The organism is Paraburkholderia nemoris (genome assembly GCF_905221015.1).
In the GTDB taxonomy this organism is placed as follows: domain Bacteria; phylum Pseudomonadota; class Gammaproteobacteria; order Burkholderiales; family Burkholderiaceae; genus Paraburkholderia; species Paraburkholderia nemoris.
This window is the reverse complement of record NZ_CAJNBO010000004.1, coordinates 277,334-298,410: the sequence shown is the minus strand read 5'-3', so window position 1 is coordinate 298,410 and position 21,077 is coordinate 277,334. Positions and strand designations below refer to the sequence as shown.

13 protein-coding genes are annotated in these 21,077 nt (G+C 63.8%); 5 read left to right on the top strand and 8 right to left on the bottom strand.

Annotated elements, in window-relative coordinates:
* Nucleotides 1–5: 5 nt before the first annotated feature.
* Nucleotides 6–1,799: a lipid A export permease/ATP-binding protein MsbA gene (msbA, locus tag KHO33_RS08185; RefSeq protein ID WP_054035009.1), complete on the bottom strand. Its 1,794-nt coding sequence runs from the start codon at nucleotides 1,797–1,799 to the stop codon at nucleotides 6–8.
* A 250-nt stretch (nucleotides 1,800–2,049) separates the two neighbouring features.
* On the opposite strand from msbA, the gene KHO33_RS08180 reads away from it, so the two are divergent.
* Nucleotides 2,050–2,811 carry a glycosyltransferase family 2 protein gene (locus KHO33_RS08180; RefSeq protein WP_200564416.1) on the top strand — a complete coding sequence of 254 codons (762 nt, stop codon included), beginning with the start codon at nucleotides 2,050–2,052 and terminating at the stop codon, nucleotides 2,809–2,811.
* 59 nt (nucleotides 2,812–2,870) lie between these two features.
* Here the strand turns inward: KHO33_RS08180 and dnaE are convergent, their stop codons facing one another.
* Complete coding sequence (gene dnaE / locus KHO33_RS08175; RefSeq protein WP_200564415.1) at nucleotides 2,871–6,446, bottom strand: DNA polymerase III subunit alpha; 3,576 nt, start codon at nucleotides 6,444–6,446, stop codon at nucleotides 2,871–2,873.
* 271 nt (nucleotides 6,447–6,717) lie between these two features.
* Here dnaE and KHO33_RS08170 point away from each other — a divergent pair, with 271 nt between their 5' ends.
* Both KHO33_RS08170 and gluQRS read left to right on the top strand, forming a co-directional pair.
* Nucleotides 6,718–7,581 carry a sulfurtransferase gene (locus tag KHO33_RS08170; protein ID WP_200564414.1) on the top strand — a complete coding sequence of 288 codons (864 nt, stop codon included), beginning with the start codon at nucleotides 6,718–6,720 and terminating at the stop codon, nucleotides 7,579–7,581.
* 130 nt (nucleotides 7,582–7,711) lie between these two features.
* Nucleotides 7,712–8,596, top strand: a complete 885-nt coding sequence (gluQRS, locus tag KHO33_RS08165) for a tRNA glutamyl-Q(34) synthetase GluQRS (RefSeq protein WP_200564413.1) — start codon at nucleotides 7,712–7,714, stop codon at nucleotides 8,594–8,596.
* A gap of 110 nt (nucleotides 8,597–8,706) precedes the next feature.
* On the opposite strand, the gene KHO33_RS08160 is transcribed toward gluQRS, so the two are convergent.
* From KHO33_RS08160 to purT, 6 genes are all read right to left on the bottom strand, one after another.
* Nucleotides 8,707–10,194, bottom strand: coding sequence for a DEAD/DEAH box helicase (locus tag KHO33_RS08160; protein ID WP_200564412.1), 1,488 nt, complete (start codon nucleotides 10,192–10,194; stop codon nucleotides 8,707–8,709).
* A 377-nt stretch (nucleotides 10,195–10,571) separates the two neighbouring features.
* Nucleotides 10,572–12,008 carry an aldehyde dehydrogenase family protein gene (locus KHO33_RS08155; RefSeq protein WP_200564411.1) on the bottom strand — a complete coding sequence of 479 codons (1,437 nt, stop codon included), beginning with the start codon at nucleotides 12,006–12,008 and terminating at the stop codon, nucleotides 10,572–10,574.
* 84 nt (nucleotides 12,009–12,092) lie between these two features.
* On the bottom strand, nucleotides 12,093–13,745 hold the full coding sequence (locus KHO33_RS08150; RefSeq protein ID WP_093639430.1) for an acetolactate synthase large subunit: 1,653 nt from the start codon (nucleotides 13,743–13,745) through the stop codon (nucleotides 12,093–12,095).
* Between the two features lie 294 nt (nucleotides 13,746–14,039).
* Nucleotides 14,040–14,408 carry an MliC family protein gene (locus KHO33_RS08145; RefSeq protein ID WP_054035015.1) on the bottom strand — a complete coding sequence of 123 codons (369 nt, stop codon included), beginning with the start codon at nucleotides 14,406–14,408 and terminating at the stop codon, nucleotides 14,040–14,042.
* Between the two features lie 126 nt (nucleotides 14,409–14,534).
* Nucleotides 14,535–14,747: a DUF6726 family protein gene (locus KHO33_RS08140; protein WP_200564410.1), complete on the bottom strand. Its 213-nt coding sequence runs from the start codon at nucleotides 14,745–14,747 to the stop codon at nucleotides 14,535–14,537.
* A gap of 129 nt (nucleotides 14,748–14,876) precedes the next feature.
* Entirely contained in the window at nucleotides 14,877–16,091 is a 1,215-nt protein-coding gene (gene purT, locus KHO33_RS08135) for a formate-dependent phosphoribosylglycinamide formyltransferase (RefSeq protein ID WP_200564409.1), read from the bottom strand.
* 183 nt (nucleotides 16,092–16,274) lie between these two features.
* Here purT and KHO33_RS08130 point away from each other — a divergent pair, with 183 nt between their 5' ends.
* Nucleotides 16,275–16,814 carry an META domain-containing protein gene (locus KHO33_RS08130; RefSeq protein ID WP_054035017.1) on the top strand — a complete coding sequence of 180 codons (540 nt, stop codon included), beginning with the start codon at nucleotides 16,275–16,277 and terminating at the stop codon, nucleotides 16,812–16,814.
* A gap of 122 nt (nucleotides 16,815–16,936) precedes the next feature.
* Nucleotides 16,937–21,010 (top strand): FtsK/SpoIIIE family DNA translocase, encoded by a 4,074-nt coding sequence (locus tag KHO33_RS08125; protein ID WP_200564408.1) that lies wholly within the window; start codon nucleotides 16,937–16,939, stop codon nucleotides 21,008–21,010.
* The last annotated feature ends 67 nt before the right edge of the window (nucleotides 21,011–21,077 follow it).

Genomic DNA, 21,077 nt, shown 5'->3' with positions numbered 1-21,077 from the left:
CGGATTTACGCCGCGTCCTGCTGGAACTGGATGCGATGCAAATGCGCGTACAGCCCGCCTTGCGTCAGCAGCTCGCGATGGCTGCCGCGCTCGACAATCCGCCCTGCATCCATCACCAGAATCCGGTCGGCGCGTTCGATGGTCGACAAACGGTGCGCGATCACGAGCGTGGTCCGGCCCTTCATCAAGGTTTCCAGCGCCGCCTGCACGTGGCGTTCGGATTCCGAATCCAGCGCCGAGGTGGCTTCGTCGAGAATCAGGATCGGCGCGTCCTTGTAGATCGCGCGCGCGATCGCCAGACGCTGGCGTTGACCGCCCGAGAGCATCATGCCGTTGTCGCCGACCAGCGTATCGATACCATTGGGCATCGCCTCGACGGTGTCCCACAGGTTCGCCGCGCGCAGCGCCGCCTTGACCTTGTCCGGCTCGGCCGTCTGGCCATAAGCGACATTGTTCGCCACCGTATCGTTGAACAGCACCACATCCTGGCTCACCATCGCGATCTGGCTGCGCAGCGCGTGCAGGCCATATTCAGGCAGCGCGACGCCGTCGACCAGAATCTCGCCGCCGGTCGGATCGAAAAAGCGCGGCAGCAGATTCACCAGCGTGGTCTTGCCACTGCCCGACGGGCCCGCGAGCGCTACCATTTCGCCCGGCGCCACCTTGAACGACACCTGATCGAGCGTGTGCCGGCCATGCGTGGCGTTGCTGCCGTAGGTGAACGATACGTCGCGGAATTCCACTTCGCCGTGAGCGCGCTCGAGCGGCTTGCCGCCGCCTTCCGGTTCGGAGGGCTCGTCGATCAGGCCGAAAATCAGCTCGCACGCCGTCATGCCGCGTTGCAGCGGCTGGTTCACGTCCATCAGGTGCTTGAGCGGCGAGATGATCAGGAGCATCGACGTGACAAACGCCACAAAGCCGCCGACGGTGGTTTGATCCGACGACGACTGCACCACGGCAATCGTAATCACCACGGCGAGCGCAATCGACGCGAGGAACTGCGTCAACGGTTGCGCGAGGCCGCCGGAGACGGTCATGCGCATGGCGTAGCCGCGCAGACGCTTGCTCATCGCCGTGAAGCGATCCGTCTCGTACTGCTCGCCGTTGTGCACCTTGACGACCTTGTAGCCGCCCACCGTCTCTTCGACGATGTACGACAGTTCGTTGGTCAGCAGTTGATGCTCGCGGTTCAGGCGCCGCAAACGGCGGTTGATTTTGCCCACCAGCCAGCCGATCCCCGGCAGCAGCACCGCGACGATCAGCGTCAGGCGCCAGTTCAGATAAAACAGGTAGCCGAGCAGGAAGACGACTGTCAGCGAATCGCGCACCAGGGTGACCAGCACGCTCAACAACACGTTGAGAATCTGGTTGACCTCGAAGACGATCGCGTTGATTACCGTGCTCGCGGTTTCGCGCTGGAAGAACGCCACGCTCGTGTGGATCATGCGGTCGAACATCTTCAGGCGCAGATCGAGCAGGATCTTGTTCGATACGTAGGCAAGCAGATAACCCGAAGCGTATTGCGACACGCCGCGAACCAGCGCGAGGCCGATCACTGCGGCCGGGACGAACCACTTGGCGTTGTCGTTGGCATGCGCGCCGAAACCCTTGTCCAGCAGCGGTTTGAGCAAGGCGGGGATCGCCGCGTCGGTGCCGGCGCTCACGGCCATTGCGACGATCGCGCCGATCACCACCCACAACAGCGGCTTGATATATGGCCACAAGCGCCGGAAGACGACGGCAGGCGACGATGCCTCACCTGTACCGATGGGTTTGCTTAACGTAGGCTTCGCGCTCAAGGAATCCTCTGGGAATGCGGGACAGCATCCGTACAGCGGGCGGAATGCCCGCTGTACGTAAAATTAAATACGGCATTGTAAACGGTTGCGGATTGCGCGGCCGGTAGTGATGAACTGGCCAGATTCGACCAGATCCGGCCGGATTCACAGGCCGGCAGCGGCCGACGGACGCGTCCGGCCAAGGCCGCCGCGCGCTGTGTATACTTGCGCGACCCATTTCGCCACCCTGCACCCTCCGAGCAATTCAGGTATGCAAGAAACCACCCTCGGCGTCGCCATCATCACCAAAAACGCGGCGGCGCGACTGGCCGAATGCCTGCAGGCCGTGGCCTTCGCCGATCAGATCGTCGTGATCGACGGCGGCAGCACCGACGGTACCGCCGACATTGCCCGGGCACACGGCGCGCGCGTGCTGGAGCAAACCGACTGGCCGGGCTTCGGTCCGCAAAAAAACCGCGCCGTGGACGCGTTGACCACCAGTTGGATTCTCTCGATCGACGCCGACGAAATCGTCACGCCGGAACTGGCTGCGGCGATCCGCGCGGCGCTGGCCGCGCCCACCGCCGATGTCTACGCGGTGGACCGGTTGTCGAGCTTTTGCGGCCACTGGATTCACCACAGCGGCTGGTATCCGGACTGGATTCCGCGCCTGTTCAAACGTGGCGCCGCGCGTTTCTCCGACGACCTCGTGCACGAGCGCCTGGTGTTCGACTCGCCGTCGCAGCGACTGACCGGCAAGCTGATGCACTACTCGTACGAGGACTTCGAAGGCGTATTGCGCAAGCTCGACGCGTATTCGACGGCGGGTGCGCAGCAACGTCACGCAGCGGGCAAGCGCGGCAGTTTTAGCAAGGCGCTCGGGCGCGGCGCGTGGGCGTTCGTGCGGACCTATGTGCTGCGGCGTGGCTTTCTCGACGGCCGCGCGGGTTTTATGATCGCGGTGTTCAACGCCGAAACGGTGTACTACCGGTTTCTGAAGCTGGCGCGGATGGGGGAGCAGACGCGGCGCTAGCGGCCGCGACTCGCCAACGGTTAGCCCACGCCCACGCGACCGCGCAGGCCAACCAGCCATCAATAAACGATTTCGATCGAGCTTCCGGCAAACTCACCGCGCAATGCCGCGAGCAGTTCGTCGGTCGGCTTCACGCGCCACGCATCGCCCAGACGCATTTCGCCTTGCGCGTTTTCGCTGCGATAGACCACCTGCACTGCAAGACCGTTCGGAATCTGCACGGCCTGCCGCTGGCCGCCACCGCCATAGCCGCCGCCGTTGCGGCCACCGCCGCCGCCATTGCCACCGCGCGATGACGCCGCCGGCGCCGGCGCAGCTTGCGGCTCGTCCTTACCCGCGCTATGCGCTTCGAGCACGCGCCGCAATGCCAACGCGTCCGCATTGCCGTTCATCTGCACCTTCACGGCTTCCGCATAACGGCAACGCGCGCGGCCGAGGTCCATCACCGTGTCGACCGTGAAACGGATGCCGCCGGTGAATGCGTCGTTACGCGCCTGGCCCTGCACCACCAGCAATTCGTCTTCCTTGAACAGCTGTTTGTGCGCCTCAAAGGTCTCGTTGAAGACGGTCACTTCGCATTGGCCGGTGCCGTCGTCGAGTAGCGCGATCAGCATCTTGCCGCGTTGGGTCATCTGTGTGCGCAGCGACGCGATCACACCTGCGACCAGCTTGTCGCGCCCTTCCTTCAATTCGCCGATCTTCTGGCGCACGAAACGGCGCACTTCATCTTTGTAGGCATCGAACAGATGGCCCGACAGGTAGAAGCCGAGCGCGGCCTTCTCTTCCTGCAGCTTCTTCTTTTCCGGCCATTCCGGCTCGTCGACCAGTTCGTGACCTTGCGACGGCGCGTCGCCCATATCGAACAGGCCCGCCTGCATCGCATTGGCGCTTGCCTGCTCAGCGGCTTCCATGGCCAGCGAGACCGAGGCGATCAGTTGCGCGCGATTCGCATGCAGCGTGTCGAACGCACCCGCGCGGATCAATGCTTCCACCGTGCGGCGATTGACGATCCGGCGGTCGACCCGGTTGCAGAAGTCGAAGATGTCGATGAACGGACCTTCTTCGCGTGCGCGGATGATTTCTTCGATCGCGTTCTGGCCGCTGCCCTTGATCGCGCCGAGTCCATAGCGGATCGTCTTCGAGCGCTTTCCGTCTGCTTCCGCGACCGGCTCGAACCGATACGCCGACAGATTGACGTCCGGCGGCAGCACGGCCATCTTGTTCGTGAGGCAATCCTCGAACAGGATCTTGACCTTGTCCGTGTCGTCCATGGCGAGCGACATATTCGCCGCCATGAATTCCGCCGGATGGTGCGCCTTCAGCCATGCGGTGTAGTACGCCAGAAGCGCATACGCCGCCGCGTGAGATTTGTTGAAGCCGTAGCCCGCGAACTTCTCCATCAAGTCGAAGATTTCGTCCGCTTTCTCGCCGGCCAGCCCGTTCTTCGCGGCGCCCTGGCGGAACAGCTCGCGGTGCTCGGCCATTTCCTCGGCCTTCTTCTTACCCATCGCGCGACGCAACAAGTCGGCGCCACCGAGCGAGTAGCCGCCGATGATCTGCGCCATCTGCATCACCTGCTCCTGGTAGACCATGATGCCGTAGGTCTCTTTCAGAACAGATTCAACGCGCGGATCCGGATACTCCACCACTTCGCGGCCGTGCTTACGCGCGCAGAAGCTCGGGATCAGGTCCATTGGGCCCGGACGATACAACGCGACCAGCGCGATGATGTCCTCGAAGCGGTCAGGCTGCGCGTCTTTCAGCATGCCTTGCATGCCGCGGCTTTCCAGCTGGAACACGGCGACCGTGTTCGCTTTCTTCAGGATCGAGAACGACGCCGCGTCGTCGAGCGGCACCTGCGCGAGCGACCAGTCTTTCTTCGACGGATCGAGACGGCGAATATAGCGCTCGGCCCAGTCCAGAATGGTCAGCGTGGTGAGGCCCAAAAAGTCGAACTTCACGAGGCCGACAGCTTCGACGTCGTCCTTGTCGTACTGGCTCACGACGCCGCTTTCGTCGCCCTGCGTATAGAGCGGGCAGAAATCGGTCAGCTTGCCAGGCGCGATCAGCACGCCGCCCGCGTGCATACCGACGTTACGCGTGAGGCCTTCCACGCGCTGCGCGAGTTCGAGCAGCTGATGCACTTCGTCTTCGTTGTCGAAGCGCTCCTGCAAGAGCGGCTCTTCCTTCATCGCGTCGGCGATGGTGACGTGCTTGCCCGGCTTGAAGGGAATCAGCTTGGCGATGCCGTCCGTGAACATATAGCCAAGATCGAGCACGCGGCCGATGTCTCGCACGGCCGCTTTCGCCGCCATCGTGCCGAAGGTGGCGATCTGCGACACGGCGTCCGCGCCGTACTTCTCTTTCACGTACTGAATCACTCGGTCGCGACCGTGCTGGCAGAAGTCGATGTCGAAGTCAGGCATCGACACGCGTTCCGGATTCAGAAAACGTTCGAACAGCAGGTTGTAGCGCAGCGGATCGAGGTCGGTCACGCCGAGCGCATACGCGACCAGCGAACCTGCGCCCGAACCCCGGCCCGGACCGACCGGCACGCCGTTGTTCTTGGCCCAGTTGATAAAGTCCGCAACGATCAGGAAGTAGCCTGGGAAGCCCATCTTGATGATCGTGCCGCACTCGAATTCGAGGCGCTGGTAGTACGTTTCGCGCTGCGCTTCGCGCTCGGCCGCGTCCGGGTACAGCTGTTCGAGACGCTTTTCGAGGCCTTCTTTTGACAATTGCACGAGGTAGTCGTCGAGCGACATGCCGTCGGGCGTCGGAAAGAGCGGCAGCTTCGGCTTGCCGAGTTCGAGCGTCAGGTTGCAGCGCTTGGCGATTTCGACACTATTGGCGAGCGCCGACGGCAGGTCCGCGAACAGCTCCGCCATTTCTTCCTGCGTGCGGAAATACTGTTCGGACGTAAAGCGCTTCGAGCGGCGCGGATTCGCGAGGATGTCGCCTTCCGAAATACACACGCGCGCTTCGTGCGCGGTGAAATCGTCCGGCGTCATGAACTGCATGGGGTGGGTGGCCACCACCGGCAATTTCAGCGATGCCGCGAGTGCAACCGCCTGCTGCACGTACTGCTCGCCGCCCGGCTGACCGCACCGTTGCAGTTCGATATAGAAGCCGCCAGGAAACACCTTCGCCCAATGCAATGCGTTGCGCTTGGCCGCTTCTTCGTTACCGGCGGCGAGTGCGAGGGCGATGTCGCCCTGTTGCGCGCCCGACAACGCGAGCAGGCCTTCGCCCAGACCGGATTCGAGCCAGCCTGCTTCGATTTCCGCACGGCCGCGATACTGGTTGGTGAGCGATGCCTTGCTGAGCAGCTCGCACAGATTCAGATAGCCGCGCCGGTTCTTGACCAGCAGCAGCAAACGGGACGGCTTCTCGCGGTCGTCGGGATTGGTGATCCAGACGTCGCAGCCGGCAATGGGTTTGACCCCTTTGCCGCGGGCTTCCTTGTAGAAACGGACGAGGCCGAACGCGTTGCCGAGGTCGGTAAGGGCGAGCGCACCCTGACCGTCTTTGGCGGCGGCCTTGACGATGTCGTCAAGACGCACGATGCCGTCGGCAATCGAGAATTCGGAGTGGACGCGAAGATGAACGAAGCGGGGATCTGACATGGGCGACATTGTAACTCCACCCTCCCGGAGTTTTCAGGCCAAAACCGCGCGTTAGCCGTTCGGCTTAGGACGGCAACGCGAGCGCACCGCTCACCCGCGTTGTGCAGGCGATTTGCGCTGCCGCAAAGGGTTGGCCATTCGGCCGAGTCGGCCAAAGCGCCAGCTTGAGGGATAATACGGGTTTCGCCCTTTTCGACGTGGCCGCGCCGCATGGAGCTTGAATGCGGGCGTTTCAATGCGCCCCGTTTTTCGCGCCGCCACCTCTTACCGCTGGACACACATGAGTATCGTCAATCTCGCCGCGTATCATTTCGCGACCATCGAAGACACCGCCGCATGGCGCCCGTTCGTGACGGAGCGCTGTAATGCGCTCGGCTTGCGCGGCACCATTCTGCTGGCGCCGGAAGGCATCAACCTGTTCGTGGCCGGCACGCGCGAAGCCACAGACGCGTTTATCGACTACATCCGTCACGACGCGCTGTTTGATGGCAAGTTCGTCAACTTGCAGTTCAAGGAAAGCCTGTCGGACAAGCAGCCGTTCACGCGCATGCTGGTCAAGCTCAAGCGCGAGATCATCACGATGAAAAAGCCGGCCATCCGGCCGGAGCTTGGCCGCGCGCCGTTCGTCGACGCCCCCACGCTGAAAAGCTGGCTCGACCGCGGCCATGACGACGAAGGCCGCCCTGTTGTTATGCTGGACACACGCAATGCGTTCGAAGTGGACGTCGGCACGTTCGACGACGCGCTCGACTACCGCATTACGAAATTCAGCGAATTTCCGGAAGTCATCGAGCAAAACCGCGCCGATCTCGAAGGCAAGACGGTCGTGTCGTTCTGCACAGGCGGGATTCGCTGCGAAAAGGCGGCGATCCACATGAAGGAAGTCGGCATCGAGAACGTGTACCAGCTCGAAGGCGGCATCCTGAAGTATTTCGAGGAAGTCGGCGGTGCGCACTATCACGGCGACTGCTTCGTCTTCGACTACCGCACCGCGCTGAATCCGCAACTGGAGCCGACTGCGACCGTGCAATGCTTCGGCTGCCGCGCAGTGGTGACGCCCGAAGCGCAACAATCGCCGATGTACGTGGCGGGCAAGACGTGTCCGGAATGCCATCCGGACGGCAAGGCGGCGCACGCCGCGTGATGCGGGCGGTTGTCACGGGCGCGCGTCTTCACGTTGCAGCCCGCCGCTGCCCCCATACGGATTCATGGCTGAGCGGCATGAGTCCCTCAGCTGCTCTTCGTCTTTGCGCATCAGCACACCAATCGACCCCATGACCTATCGTGGACGCTTCGCGCCGTCGCCTACCGGGCCCTTGCATTTCGGCTCACTAGTGAGCGCGCTCGCAAGCTGGCTGGACGCGCGCGCGCATGGCGGTGCGTGGCTGGTGCGCGTCGAAGACATCGACGGGCCTCGCACCGTCCCAGGCGCGGCCGAGGAGATTCTGTCGACCCTCGAGCATTTCGGCATGCACGCAGACGAGCCACCCGTCTGGCAAAGCGATCGTATTGCGCGCTATCAGGAAGCCCTGGAGCAATTGAAGGCCGCCGGCCTGATCTATCCATGCGGCTGCACGCGCAAAGAGATTGCCGACTCGTTGCTGCATGTCCACGCGCGCAACACCACCCTTGCCTACCCCGGCACCTGCCGCAGCGGCCTGCATGGCAAACCGGCGCGCGCATGGCGCCTGCGCGTCCCCGACGGCGACGCGGCGGTGATCACATTCGAGGACCGCTGGCAGGGCAAGCAGACGCAGAACCTGGCCACCGAGGTCGGCGACTTCGTGCTGAGACGCGCTGACGATCAGTGGGCGTACCAACTGGCGGTGGTGGTCGACGATGCAGACGCGGACATCACGCACATCGTGCGCGGCGCGGACTTGATGGATTCAACAGCGCGACAGATCTACCTACAGCGTTGCCTCGGCGTGCCGACGCCGGAGTATCTGCACGTACCGGTGGTCACGAACGATCAGGGCGAAAAGCTCAGCAAGCAAAACGGCGCAACCGCGCTAGACAACGACAAACCGCTTGAAGCACTGAACGCAGCCGCGCGTCATCTGGGTCTTGAACTAGACGGGACCGGGCATGCGACGCTAGAGGGCTTTTACGCTGCCGCAACGGCAGCATGGGCGCAGCACACGGGCGTGCAACTGTGATGTGATGGCGGCGAGCCGTAGCGGCCGTCCCGAATAGAGGCAGCGCCAGTAAAAGAACCGCTCAGAAAAGAAACACTAAAAACAACAAAACCCAGGAAAAAAGCCAGCAATCAGGTAGACGACGGCGACTTCCTCGGCATACCAAACCCACCGAGCAACGCAGCCAACGGCTGCTTGGAAGTCGACTTCTGCGGAGCAGCGGCAGACGAGGCAGCCGCCTCCTCAACCTTCCTCACCGAAGCCGCCGAAGGCTCATAAGGCTTGAGGAAGAAATCATCCACAGGCTGCGCACGATGATGATGCGGCCGATCGAACGATCCCGAGGACGAAGCCCCCGAACGCCGGCGACCGCCCCGCTCGTCACGCCCCTCTGCACGGCCATCCACGCGCTCGCGCCGCGGCGGACGGTCTTCATGGTGATGCCGCACCGGCGTATCGACAGTCAGGTGTTGCACTTCCAAAGGCCGCTTGATCAGCTTTTCGATATCGGCAAGCTGCTTACGCTCATTCGGGCTGCACAGCGACAACGCATCGCCGGAAGCACCGGCACGCCCGGTACGGCCAATCCGGTGCACGTAATCTTCCGCATTGAACGGCAGATCGAAGTTGATCACGGCGGGCAGTTCGGCAATGTCCAAACCGCGCGCAGCGACGTCCGTCGCCACCAAAGCCTCGATCTCGCCACGCTTGAACGCATCCAGAGCCTGCATCCGTTCATTCTGGGTCCGGTCGCCGTGAATCGCCGTAGCGATCACACCGTCGCGCTCCAGACTCCGCGCCAGCCGGCTCGCGCCGATCTTGCTGTTACAGAACACGATCACCTGCTTCAGGCCGCGGTCGCGAATCAGCTTAACGACCGCGCCCGTCTTGTCGCCCTCGGCCACTTCATAAACGATCTGCGTCACATTCGTCGCAGTCGAATTGCTGCGCGCGACTTCGATGGTCTGCGGGTCGCGCAGATACGTGGCGGCCAGTTTCTTGATTTCGCCCGAGAACGTAGCCGAAAACAGCAGCGTCTGACGTTCCTTCGGCAGCAGGTTCAGGATGCGCTGCAAATCCGGCAGGAAGCCCATGTCGAGCATCCGGTCGGCTTCGTCGAGCACGAGGATCTGCACCTGGCCGAGATTAGCGGTTTTCTGTTGCACGTGGTCGAGCAGACGGCCTGGCGTCGCGATCAGAATTTCGACGCCGCGGCGCAGCTGCTCGGACTGCGGGTTCATATCGACACCGCCGAACACCACGGCGCTGCGCAGCGCCGTGTGCTTCGCGTACGACTGCACGTTCGCCGCCACCTGGTCGGCCAGTTCGCGGGTCGGCGTGAGGATCAGCGCGCGCACCGGATGGCGGGCGGGCGAAGCGCTTGTGCTGGCCTGCGGCAGCAAGCGCTGGATGATCGGCAGCGAGAAGCTCGCGGTCTTGCCGGTGCCGGTTTGCGCGGCGCCCATCATGTCCCGGCCGGCCAGCACGACGGGAATCGCCTGCTCCTGGATCGGCGTAGGGATGGTGTAGCCCGATTCTTTGACGGCTTTCAGGATGTCGGGCGCGAGACCGAATTGATCAAAAGTCGCAGTACTGGGCGTGACGGCTGTGTCGGACATGGTGGCTTTCGCTAAAAATGCGCTTGGCGCGGTGCGCGCGGCAGCGGTCGGAACCGCAGAGGGCATCAGGATGAAGGCGGAGCCACGGCGTTCCGCACGGGACCCGTCAGTATTACGGGAAAAATGCGGCCGGCTCCGGCCGGCGGAAACACCCGCCGGAAAGGCCGGTATTGTAGCACTTCAGCAAAAACACTCATGGCGCACCTGCCCGCTTTCTGCTTACGACGGCGAAAGCCGGGCAGCGAGCCGCTCACCGGGCCGTCCGTGCCGCTCCGAAAAACGGCCTGCGAGGGTCGGAACGCTCCGCAGGCAGCGTAGTGCGCGCGTGCGACAGATGCATGACAGTCCGGCTCAACCCCACCCGCCACACTGCCCCGTCACCACGTCTCGCGCATCACCATCAGGCGCATCTCGGTCATATCCTCGATCGCGTAGCGCACACCCTCGCGCCCGAGCCCGGAATCTTTCACGCCGCCATACGGCATGTTGTCGACCCGGAACGACGGCACGTCGTTGATCACCACGCCGCCTACGTCGAGCAGATCCCACGCGCGGTGCGCATGGGCGAGCGAATCGGTGAACACGCCGGCCTGCAGGCCGAAGTCGCTGTCGTTGACGGTGGCGAGCGCAGCGTCGAAATCGTCGAAACGCTCCAGAATCGCCACCGGGCCGAAGGCTTCCTTGCGATAGAGGTCAGTGTCGCGCTTCACGCCTTCGAGCAGCGTGGCCTCGAACATCGCGCCCTCCACCTTGCCGCCGGCGACGATCTTCGCGCCCGCCTGCACCGCGCTTTCCATCCAGCCGGCGAGACGGTTGGACTCCGATTCGGAGATCATCGGCCCGACGAAGGTCTTTTCGTCCTTCGGATCGCCCATGATCAGCGACTTCGTCTTCGCGATCAGCTTCTCGCGCAGGGCGTCGTAAATCTTCGCGTGCACCAGAATCCGCTGCACGCCGATGCAACTCTGCCCCGACTGATAGAACGCGCCGAACGCCAGCCGGTCGACCACGTAGTCGAGCTTGCCGCCCTGATCGCCGTCGACGATCGCCGCCGCGTTGCCGCCCAGCTCCAGAATCACCTTCTTCTTGCCAGCCTTTTTCTTCAGTTCCCAGCCCACCGCGGGCGAGCCGGTGAAGGACAGCAGCTTGAATCGTTCGTCGGTGGTGAACAGATCGGCGCCATCGCGATGCGCGGGAAGAATCGAGAATGCGCCTTTCGGCAAATCGGTTTCCGCCAGAATCTCGCCCATGATCAGCGCGCCGACCGGCGTGCGGCTCGCCGGTTTCAACACGAACGGCACGCCTGCGGCGATCGCCGGCGCGACCTTGTGCGCGGTCAGGTTCAGCGGGAAATTGAACGGCGAGATAAACGAGCACGGACCGATCGGCACACGCTTCACATAGCCGTGATAGCCCTTCGCCCGCGGCGAAATCTCCAGATTGATGATCTCGCCGTCGATGCGCACCGACTCTTCAGCCGCCACCTTGAACGTGTCGATCAGACGCGTGACCTCGCCTTTCGAGTCGTTGATCGGCTTGCCCGCTTCGATACACAGCGCGAGCGCCAATTCGTCGTATCGCTCGCGAAACCGCTTCACGCAGTGTTCGAGCACGGCTTGGCGCTTGAACGGCGGGAATGCGCGCATCGCGGGCATCGCGTCGACGGCATAGCCGATTGCCTTGTCGATTGCCGCCGCGTCTGCCATCGCCACGCAGGTCGCCACTTCGCCGCTGAATTTATCCGTGACCTCGAGATCGGTGTTGGCCGCCACCGCAACGTTGGCGAGGTAGTACGGGTAAGTCTTGTTCAACATGACGCGTTCTCCTTGATCCAATGCCTGACATCAGCCATGCAGCCGGCAAGGACTATGCCCCGTTGCCGCACATGGCCGCACCATTCAAAGTTGGGCGCTCAGCCGCTTGATCTCGCGATTCAGCACACGCTCATTGTCCGAGTAGTCGATCGGCAAATCGATCACATGCACGCCCGGCGTCGTGAAACATTCGCGCAGCAGCGGCGCGAATTCCGCGGCCGATTCAATGCGATGCCCCTTCGCGCCGTAGCTTTCTGCATACGCGACGAAATCCGGGTTGCGCAGCGTCATGCCGTAGTCCGGGAAGTTCATGTTTTCCTGCTTCCAGCGGATCATGCCGAACGCGTCGTCGCGCAAAATCAGGACCACCAGATCGAGCTTCAGACGCACCGCCGTTTCCAGCTCCTGCGAATTCATCATGAAGCCGCCGTCGCCGCACACTGCCATGACCTTGCGGTCCGGGTGCACGATCTTGGTCGCGATCGCCGACGGCAAACCGGCGCCCATCGATGCCAAGGCGTTATCGAGCAGCAGCGAATTCGGTTCGTGCGCGCGGTAGTAGCGCGCGAACCAGATCTTGTACATGCCGTTGTCCAGACAGACGATGCCGTCCACCGGCGTGGTCTCGTAGACGTCGTTGACGATCCGCACCGGGTACATCGGGAAACGGTCGTCGTGCTGGCCTTTGACCAGATGCTCCTCGAAGTGCTGCTTGATCTCCTTGAAGCGCGTGAAATCCCAGTGTTCCTGACGCTCCTTGAGGCTTTCCTTGAGTTGCCACACCGCGTTGGCGATATCGCCGACCACCTCGATCTGCGGGAAATACACCGTGTCGACTTCCGCGCCGAGAAAGTTGACGTGAATCACCGTCTTCTCGCCGGCGTCGCCGCTGCGCATGAAAAACGGTGGTTTCTCGATCACGTCGTGGCCGACATTGATGATGCAATCCGCGTGGTCGATCGCGCGATGCACGAAGTCGCCGTCGGACAAGGTGGCGTTGCCGAGCCACATCGGGTGCGATTCGTCGATCACACCCTTGCCCATCTGCGTCGTAAAAAACGGAATGCCGATCTGGTCGACGAATTCGCGCAGCATCTTGGTGGTGGTCTTGCGGTTGCCGCCCGCGCCGATCATCAGCAAGGGATGCTTCGCTTTCGTGATCGCCTCGACCGCGCGCGCCACGGCCTTTTCCTCGGCAACGGGGCGGCGACTGAAGCTCTTCGGAATCGGATGGCCGTCGCCTTCTTCGTGCGCAACGTCTTCAGGCAATTCAAGGTGTGTGGCGCCCGGCCGCTCTTCTTCTGCCTGACGAACCGCTTCGCGCACCGCGGCCGGAATGTTGGCGATCGACACGATCTGCCGCGTGTACTTGGTGAGCGGCTCCATCATCCGCACCACGTCGACGATCTGAAAATGCCCCTGCTTGCTCGATTTGATCGGCTTTTGCCCGGTCACCATCAGCATCGGCATGCCGCCTAGCTGCGCATACGCGGCAGCGGTCACGAAGTTGGTCGCGCCCGGCCCGAGGGTGGCCAGACACACGCCGGTGCGTCCCGTGAGGCGTCCATAGGTGGCGGCCATGAAACCGGCCGCCTGCTCGTGACGCGTAAGAATCAGACGAATTTTCGAGCGGCGCAGCGATTCGAGCAGATCGAGATTTTCTTCACCCGGGATGCCGAACACGTACTCGACACCTTCGGCTTCCAGCGATTTGACGAACAGGTCCGATGCTTTCATGGAGGGTCTCGCTTGATGAAACGGACGCGGGCCATGAGCCCGCCCGTTGAAGTCCAATATCGGACGATCGAAGACGGCGACAACCGCGCGAGCCTTGCGCGGCCTGACATAACGGCAATAGCGATGACACTGGCGACAGGGATGGCAGCGCGCACAGCGGATGCCACGCCGGACAGCTTACTACTCGAACGGAAAGGATGCGCGCAGGCGGGCAGCGCCGCAAGGCAAAGGCAAACGTAGGGCGAACGTCAGGCGAGGCAGGCGGCGTGTCTGAAGAAAGCCGCCGCATCATGCTCAGCGATTGATGGTGACGCAGTCGGACAGCATCGGCGGGGCGTTTTCGCCGTCCGTCGCGTCGTACAGGTCGGCGCGCGGACCCTTGGTCCACCAGGTGTAGCTGCCGGCCTGATACTTCGCGCCGGAAGCCGAGATCGTGTTGACGAACAGCAGTTGCTGGCCCTTGACGGGCACGAGCGCGAAGCTCTGGCCGTTCGCCGTGTTCCAGTAGGTCACCTGCAGAATCTTGCCGGTCGCGCAGGTGTATTTGTGCGTCTGGCGATTCTTCGCCTGAATGTCGGCGAGGTTCAATGGCGCGGCCCATGCATTGCCGTACAGCGCCACAAGACCCGCTGCCGCGGTGACTGCAACAAGCCATTTCTTCATTCGAAGCCTCGATTGTTGTTGCACATCAAGCATGGGCGTCACGCCTTGCGCTGCGGCTGTGTTGCGCGCCCGGAACGAACGCTCATGAGTCCACCGCGAACCGGTCGTGGATCGCTTATGGATTGCTTATGGATCGATCACATCGGCGCAAGCGTCGGTCGGCGCGGCGGCAACGTGCCCGACCAGCGGCACGATCTTCAGTCCAGCCGACGCCACCCTGCACGGCGCAGCGGCGAGGCCGCACCCTGTCATCCCTGCACACAGCGCGAGTATCACACCCAGTGCGCCGAGACGGCCGAACCTTCCAGACCGCATGTTCTTGCGGGATTCCAGGGGCATACGTACCTCTACTTCAACGAACTTCAATGAGTCGGGTTTCGCGCGCGGCGGATTTGCGCGGCGCGCGAGTACTTCACTTCACGGCACATCGACACGCTGCAGCGCCGCAAGGCAGCGCTTTAGCGCACCTTACTTCGTGGAAACCGGCCGCACCGCCGCCGCGGCCTGCTTCGCGCGCGAGCGTGCTTCGTCGATTGTCTCGCCGGTGGCCAGCGCCACACCCATGCGGCGCTTGACGAAGCTCTCCGGCTTGCCGAAGAGCCGCAGATCCGCATTCGGCACGGCCAACGCCGCCGCGACGCCTTCGAAAGCGATCGCCGTTTCGTCCAGCCCGCCGTAAATCACCGCCGACGCGCCCGGCGCCCGCAGCGACGTATCCACCGGCAAACCGAGAATCGCGCGCGCATGCAGTTCGAACTCCGAGAAGCGTTGCGAGCACAGCGTGACCAAGCCGGTATCGTGCGGACGCGGACTCACTTCCGAGAACCATACGTCATCGCCACGCACGAAAAGTTCCACACCGAACAGGCCCCTGCCGCCCAATGCCGCAGTGACTTTGTGCGCCACTTCGCGCGAACGTTCCAGCGCGAGCGGGCTCATCGGCTGCGGCTGCCACGATTCGACGTAGTCACCCGCCACCTGCACGTGGCCGATCGGGTCGCAAAAATACGTGCTGACTTCGCCGCTCGCCGGATCGATCGCGCGCACAGTGAGTTGCGTGATTTCGTATTCGAAGTCGATAAAACCTTCGACGATCACCCGGCCGTGATTCACGCGGCCACCCGCCATTGCATATTGCCAGGCGGGTTCGACGTCCGCGTCGCTCTTCAGCACCGACTGCCCCTTGCCCGACGACGACATCACCGGCTTCACGACGCACGGATAGCCGACTTTGGCGATGCCCGCGCGCAGTTCCTCGAGCGAATCGGCGAACGCGTACGGCGAGGTCGGCAGGCCGAGCTCCTCAGCGGCCAGACGGCGGATGCCTTCGCGGTTCATCGTGAGTTGCGTGGCGCGCGCAGTCGGGATCACTTCGGCGAGGCCGTCGGTTTCGATGGCGGCGAGTGCGTCGGTCGCGATGGCTTCGATCTCGGGGACGATCAGGTGCGGGCGTTCCTGTTCGACCAGCGCGCGCAAGGCGGCACGGTCGGTCATGTCGATCACGTGCGAGCGATGTGCGACCTGATGACCCGGCGCATTCGGATAACGGTCGACGGCGATCACTTCGACGCCCAGCCGTTGCAGCGCGATGATCACTTCCTTGCCGAGCTCGCCGGCGCCGAGCAGCATGACGCGCGTGGCGGATTCAGAAAGGGGTGTGCCGATCCGTTGGCCGATCTGCATGGGGTCTCCAGATAAAAGTCGGATGAGGGTGGGATTGAGTAGAACACGATGTTAACATGCGTCCCCCGATGCGCACCCCGCACCGTACCCCGCACCGCACCCGATGCGTCGACGTCGCGCTCGCGTGCGGCGTGCCGAGTGCGTTACCCTTACGCCTTCGCCAGTTTGAAGAGGACCGACGTCATGCTCCAAAGCTCCTCCGCGCGAGGTGTTACGCGCTTCATCCCTTTTGCGCGCACGGCCATCGCCGCGTTGAGCATCGCCGCGCTATGCAGCGCGTGCGCCATGCCGAAGCATCCCGACGCGGAAGCCGCACCGCCCGATCCGTTCAACCCGGCCGCCACCCAGTTGCTCGACGACACCAGCTGGGTACTCAGCGGCTGGAAACAGGCCGACGGCACGGCTCGCGCGATTCCGTCCGCGGATCAGGGCGCGCCGATCACGCTCGTGCTCTCCACCGACAAAGGCCAGCGCCACGCCAGCGGCTTTTCCGGCTGCAACCGCTACATGGGTTCGTATGCGCTGAAAGACGGCAAACTGAGCTTCGGCACCCTGGGCGGCACACGCATGGCGTGCGCGACGCCGGGCGGACAGATTGAAGGTCCGTATCTCGACGCGCTGAACCACATCGACCGTACCGGCGTGCAGATGCGCGCGCCGCAGCAGATGCAACTGGTGCTCGATAACGGCGACACGCTCACCTTCGACCGCAGCGCCAAGTGACCGGTACGCGGTTCGTTCCATTTGGCGCAGGCATACTTGCGTCTGCCTTCGAAGCATCGGGCTTCGCCGGTTAAACTCGACGGATTGCGTTCTTGCGCGTCCGTCATTCGTTGATGTCTAGTATGCACACGGTAGTTTTCGGCTGGTTCGGCGGGTCGGCCGTCTGGTTCATTCCCCTTTTCTGGCGCCTCGTGAAGTCGGTGCTGCCGGGCGGCGCAGGTTTGCGCGGCCCCGGCACGATCCGCCTTTGGCTCGGCTTCGTCTGCGTCATGGTGGCAAGCTGCACGCTGGAGGCGTCGCTGATCGGCGTGGCCGGCATGAATGGCTTCGGCCATGCGCTTGCGGCGGGCTTCGGTCATCTGACCGGACATATCGGCACGCCGCTCGCGGCGCTTGCCCTGCTCCTGATCAGCCTGCCCTGGCTGATCGACTTCCGCTGGCGCGACGTCGCCGTGTGGGCCGACGGTGCATTCGGCCTTGGGCTGTCACGCGGCCTCGCCAAGCGCGATGAGGAAGCGCGCCGCCATCGCAGCGTCGATGACGGTTTGCCGTCGCACATGTCGACGTCGACCAACACGATGGCGCCCAAAAGCAATGGACGTTATGCGCGCCCGACCGTCTGGCGGCCGCCGGCGAACGGCCGCAATGCGGCTGCGGCTGCCGGTGCGGCTGGCGCAGCCGCGGCCAGGGACGCAGCGGCGCGTGGCGCCGGGGCGAACTGGCGGGCCGGCGCAGTGAAGCCACGTAGTCAGCCCGCGCAGGCGGAGCCGGTACTGCGCACGTCCGCCACGACACCGCCGCGCCAGGCGCCACGGCAAGTGCCGACGCAGGCGACGACACCGACACACTTGCAGAACGCGGACCGGACTGCATGGATGCCGGCTGAACCGGTCGCGCCTGCCGGATGGTTGCGTGAATCGGCGACGGCGCCGCGTGCGCCCGCATCTGCAGCTGGTTCGGCAGCGGGATCAGGATCGGCAGCGACCCCGGCTCGTGATGGCGCATCGCAGGTTGGTCGGCGTTCTGCTGGAGAGCAACGTCCGGTGGGGTCGTCGGGCGCTGGCTCGGGGGCGGCGGGTACGGCCGGTTTCGCGGGAGCGGTCGCCGCGCAGGCCGCTGCAGCGCAAGCGGCACCCACCACGGCGGCAGCACGGATGGCGTCGGGTTCGGCAGCCGGTTCGGCGATGAACGCGTCGGCTGGTGAAGGCCGTCCGTCGACGATGCCGGGTTCAGCCGCCAGTGGAGGATCTTCGGGAAGTCGCTCGACGGCTGCCCAGCAGCCGTTCTCGCCCGCTCCGCGCGCGGACACCACCGCCGCGCCAGCACAAACGACGCGGCGTCCGGCTTCGTTCAGCACGCCGGCACCGAGCTATACCCGGCCGATGGCGACCGAGCAAAAGGTCACGCCGCCCGCCAGCGTCCAGGAGACGCTTCGCAGCATCGCGGAAAACGCCGCGCGCTGGACCGACATCGCCGGCGTCAGCCTCGCGCGCAGTAGCAGCGCGGAAAATGCGATCGTGACCACGACTCCGGACGCTCTGACGGGTACCGAGCCACCGGTCGAGGCTGGGCAATCGGGTGTGGCTTCGTCGTCACATGCGAACGAAGTTGAAATGGCCGCGGTACGGCATGCAAGCGCGCCTTTGCAGGACGTCGCCGAGGCCGCGCCGAACCACCATACAGCGACGCAATCACCCGTCGAAACACCGCGAATCGAAGCCGCTTCTGAAGTGCCGGTCGAGGAAGATACTGAGCCTGTCGTGCAATGGCCGATTGAGCCGCCGGTTATCCAGGCACCGTTGATTGCGGCACACACGTCGGCATCCGCATTGGCACCGGCGCAAGCGGCAGCATCGACACGAGTGGCAACACCGGCACAAGCAGCAACATCGGCGGAGGCATCGGTGCAAGCGGAGGCACTGGCGCAAGCGGAGGCACCAGCCAAAACCGTGGCATCGGCAGAAGCACCAGCACCAGCACCAGCACCAGCACCAGCACCAGCACCAGCACCAGCACCAGCCACGCAGTATGTAGCGCCGGTGCCCACGCCCACGCCGTTTCAAATCTTCGCAGCCCAACTCGAAGCCAGCGACGCGCAAACGGACGTGCCGCCGTTCGTCGAAGACGAACCAACGCAAACGCACCCCGCGGCGCCTGTGCCGATTGCCGAAGTCGTCATCGATAAACCGCTAGCGCCCTGGGAAACCAGAATCGATGCTGTCGCGCCAGTCGACGCGGAAATGACGGACACCTCTGCCCTATCGGATGTATCGGACGCGTTGGAAACAGTAGATGTAGCCGACGATTTGAACTCGTCATCCGCCTCGGACGCTTCGACCGTCGCCGCCGCAGTGGCGCCGCAAGGCACCGCGCCGCACCCGTCGAACGTGGTTCGTTTCCCGAGTTTTGCAGTTCAGGCCGCCCCGGTGACCTCTGCCGCAATCGTCGACGAAGCCGCCAACGGGCTGGCATACGCACCGGGCGCGCTAGCGGTCCCGGCAGTACACGCAGCACCAGGCGCAACCGCTACGCCGAGCACTCCCACCCACCAAACCGCACAACCTGCAGCCCACCTCGCAACCGAACCCTCGACCGAGCTCACCGACCCTGCGGAGCCCGCTGAGCCCATCGAACCCACCGAACCCGCAACCCAGCGCACCCCGCTGCGCGGCCACGCCCCCGCCAACGGCTTCGAATTCCGCGCACCTGCGGCATCGATGGTCGAGTTGCCAACGCTCGATCTGCTCGCGCGCGCCGACACCGACGTCGAACCCGTTTCAGAAGAAAAGCTCATCGAAACCGGGCTGCTGATCGAGCAGCGTTTGCAGGAATTCAAGGTGCCGGTCACCGTGGTCGGCCATTCGGCCGGCCCGGTCATCACGCGCTTCGAAGTCGAGCCGGCGCTCGGCGTGCGCGGCAGTCAGATCGTCGGCCTGATGAAGGACTTGTCGCGCGGCCTCGGTCTCACGTCGATTCGCGTGGTCGAGACGATTCCCGGCAAGACCTGCATGGGCCTCGAGCTACCGAATGCCAAGCGGCAGACGATCCGCCTGTCCGAAATCCTCGAAGCCAGCGTCTACCAGAACTCGCATTCGCAATTGACGCTGGCGATGGGCAAGGACATCACCGGCCATCCGGTGGTTGCCGATCTGGCGAAGGCGCCGCACATGCTGGTTGCGGGCACAACGGGTTCGGGCAAATCGGTGGCGATCAACGCGATGATCTGCTCGCTGCTCTACAAGGCGACGCCCGAAGAAGTGCGGCTCATCATGATCGATCCGAAGATGCTGGAACTGTCGGTGTACGAAGGCATTCCGCATCTGCTCGCGCCGGTCGTCACCGACATGAAGCTGGCGGCCAACGCGCTGAACTGGTGTGTCGGCGAAATGGAAAAGCGCTACCGTCTCATGTCCGCAGTCGGCGTGCGCAACCTGGCCGGTTTCAATCAGAAGATCCGCGATACGGAAGCCAAGGGCAAGAAGCTCGGCAACCCGTTCTCGCTGACCCCGGATGCACCCGAGCCGCTCGCGCCGCTGCCGCTGATCGTCGTGGTGATCGACGAGTTGGCCGACCTGATGATGGTCGCCGGCAAGAAGATCGAAGAACTGATCGCGCGCCTCGCGCAGAAGGCGCGCGCTGCAGGCATTCACCTGATTCTGGCGACGCAGCGTCCCTCGGTGGACGTGATCACCGGCCTCATCAAGGCGAACATTCCGACGCGCGTGGCGTTCCAGGTGTCGTCGAAAATCGACTCGCGCACGATTCTCGATCAGATGGGCGCCGAATCGCTGCTCGGCCAGGGCGACATGCTGTTCCTGCCGCCAGGCACGGGCTACCCGCAGCGCGTGCACGGCGCGTTCGTCGCCGACGAGGAAGTGCACCGGATCGTCGAGTATCTGAAGCAGTTCGGCGAACCGCAATACGAGGAAGGCATTCTCGACGGCCCGGCCACCGAAGGCGCGTCGCCCGATCTGTTCGGCGACACGCCGGATGCCGAAGCCGATCCGCTTTACGACGAAGCCGTCGCCTTCGTGGTGCGCACGCGGCGTGCGTCGATCTCGTCGGTGCAGCGGCAATTGCGCATCGGCTACAACCGCGCGGCGCGCCTCGTCGAGCAGATGGAGACGGCGGGCCTGGTGTCCGCGATGGGCATCAACGGCAGCCGTGAAGTGCTCGCGCCGGGACCGGCGGAATAAACGGCACGGGCCGGTAGCCGCCAATGCAACCAACACAAGCCAGAATAAAAAACGGGTCGCTCGAAGC